This window comes from Alkaliphilus pronyensis, assembly GCF_009017275.1.
Lineage (GTDB): Bacteria > Bacillota > Clostridia > Peptostreptococcales > Natronincolaceae > Alkaliphilus_C > Alkaliphilus_C pronyensis.
Window position 1 is genome coordinate 1 of sequence record NZ_WBZC01000073.1, and the last position, 2,269, is coordinate 2,269.

Annotated in this window: 1 protein-coding gene and 1 pseudogene; both read left to right on the forward strand. The window is 41.3% G+C overall.

The window, feature by feature from the left end:
- Positions 1-1,303 (forward strand): annotated as a pseudogene (gene grdC / locus F8154_RS14165) (glycine/sarcosine/betaine reductase complex component C subunit beta); the annotation flags it as partial.
- Positions 1,304-1,315: 12 nt separating this feature from the next.
- The coding region (grdD, locus tag F8154_RS14170) for a glycine/sarcosine/betaine reductase complex component C subunit alpha (protein WP_151862276.1) at positions 1,316-2,269 on the forward strand (954 nt) is incomplete at its 3' end.

The window sequence follows — 2,269 nt, forward strand, 5'->3', positions numbered from 1 at the left end:
ACAAGCAAAAGACAGAAGGAGCCCAAAGATACGGTAAGCATGGAGAAATAATGCCCCAAGAAGAATTCATAGGATTAATGAAAATATCAGATGTATTCGACCTAGTTAACTAGAAAAAGAATTCACAAAAGATGTAAAAGAAAAATTAGCAAGGCATCCACTACTAACAGAAGAGCTACTAGGAAAGCTAAAAGAAGGAGAAGCAATAGAAACAATAGAAAAGGCAATAAAAGAATACCATGCAGAAGCCCTATACCATAACAACAAGCTAATAGGCTGCGTAAAAAGGGCCCATGACGTAGACCCCAACCTAAACGCCCATATAATCCATGAAAACCTAATAACAAAAGCATCAGGACTATTAGCATTTATGCATCTAATAGAAAAAAACCAAATAGATGTAAAAACAATAGAATACGTAATAGAATGCTCAGAAGAAGCATGCGGTGACATGAACCAAAGAGGAGGAGGAAACTTCGCCAAGTCAATAGCCGAGCTGGCAGGAGCAGTAAATGCAACAGGCTCCGACACCAGAGGGTTTTGTGCCGCACCAACCCATGCACTAATAGAAGCAGCAGCCCTAGTAAAGGCAGGAGTATTCGAAAATGTAGTAGTAGTAGCAGGAGGAGCAGTAGCAAAGCTAGGAATGAATGGAAAAGACCACGTAAAAAAAGAAATGCCAATACTAGAAGATGTAATGGGAGGCTTTGCAGTACTAATAAGCAAGAATGACGGAGAAAGCCCAATCCTAAGAACAGACCTAGTAGGAAGACATAAAGTAGGAACCGGGTCATCACCACAGGCAGTAATAACAGCATTAATAACAGAGCCCCTAGACAAAGGCGGACTAAAAATAACCGATATAGACAAATATTCAGTAGAAATGCAAAACCCAGACGTAACAAAGCCAGCAGGAGCAGGAGACGTACCAGAGGCCAACTACAAGATGATAGCAGCCCTAGGAGTAAAAAGAAACGAGCTAGAAAGAACAGAAGTAGCAAGCTTCGTAGAAAAACACGGAATGCCAGGCTGGGCACCAACCCAAGGACACATACCATCAGGAGTACCATACCTAGGCCATGCAATAGAAGCCTTCAAAAACAAAGAAATAGAAAGAGCAATGATAGTAGGAAAAGGTAGTCTATTCCTAGCCCGAATGACAAACCAGTTCGATGGAATATCCATTGTACTAGAAAAAAACAATGGACAGATAAGCGAAGAGGCGGCAGGAGTTTCCCAAGAAGAAGTAAGAACAATGATAGCAGAAGCCATGAGAAACTTTGCGTCACACTTACTAAAATAGGGGTGAACAACAATGAAAGAAAACAAAGAATTAAAGCAAATGATAGGCAAAACCTTTAACGACATAGCCAATGCCATAGAAACAGGAGAATTCAGAAAACAAATACGAATAGGCCTAACCACACTAGGAAGCGAAAAAGGAATAGCAAACCTAGTACAAGGAGGAGAAATAGCAGCCAAAACAGCAGCAGGCTATCAAGTAGTACTAATAGGACCAAAAGTAGAAACACAACTAGAAATACAAGAAGCCAATACAGAAGAAGAAATGCACAAAAAGATGGAAGAGCTACTAGATACAGGCTACATAGATGCATGCGTAACCATGCACTATAACTTCCCAATAGGAGTATCAACAGTAGGAAGAGTAATAACCCCCGGAAGAGGAAAAGAACTATACATTGCCACCACAACAGGCACATCATCCCCCCACCGAACAGAGGCAATGGTAAAAAATGCATTAAACGGGATAATAGCAGCAAAAGCAACAGGGATAAAAAACCCAACAGTAGGCATATTAAACGTAGACGGAGCAAGACAAGTAGAAAGAGCCCTAAAAGAACTAAACACAAACGGATACCAAGTAAACTTTACAGAAAGCGGACGCTCAGACGGAGGGTCAGTAATGAGAGGTAACGACCTACTACTAGGGACACCAGACGTAATGATACAAGACACCCTAACAGGAAACCTACTAATGAAGATGTTCTCAGCCTACACAACAGGAGGAGACTACGAAGCAACAGGCTACGGCTACGGACCAGGACTAGGAGAGGGCTACGAAAGAACAATCCTAATACTATCAAGAGCATCAGGCACACCAGTAGTAGCAAATGCAATAAAGTACGCAGCAGAGCTAGTAAAAGGAAACGTAAAAGAAGTAGCCAAACAAGAATTCGCAGCAGCAAAAAAAGCAAAGCTAGAAGAAATACTAAAAGGACTAACCAAAGACACCAAAAAAGCAGCAGCA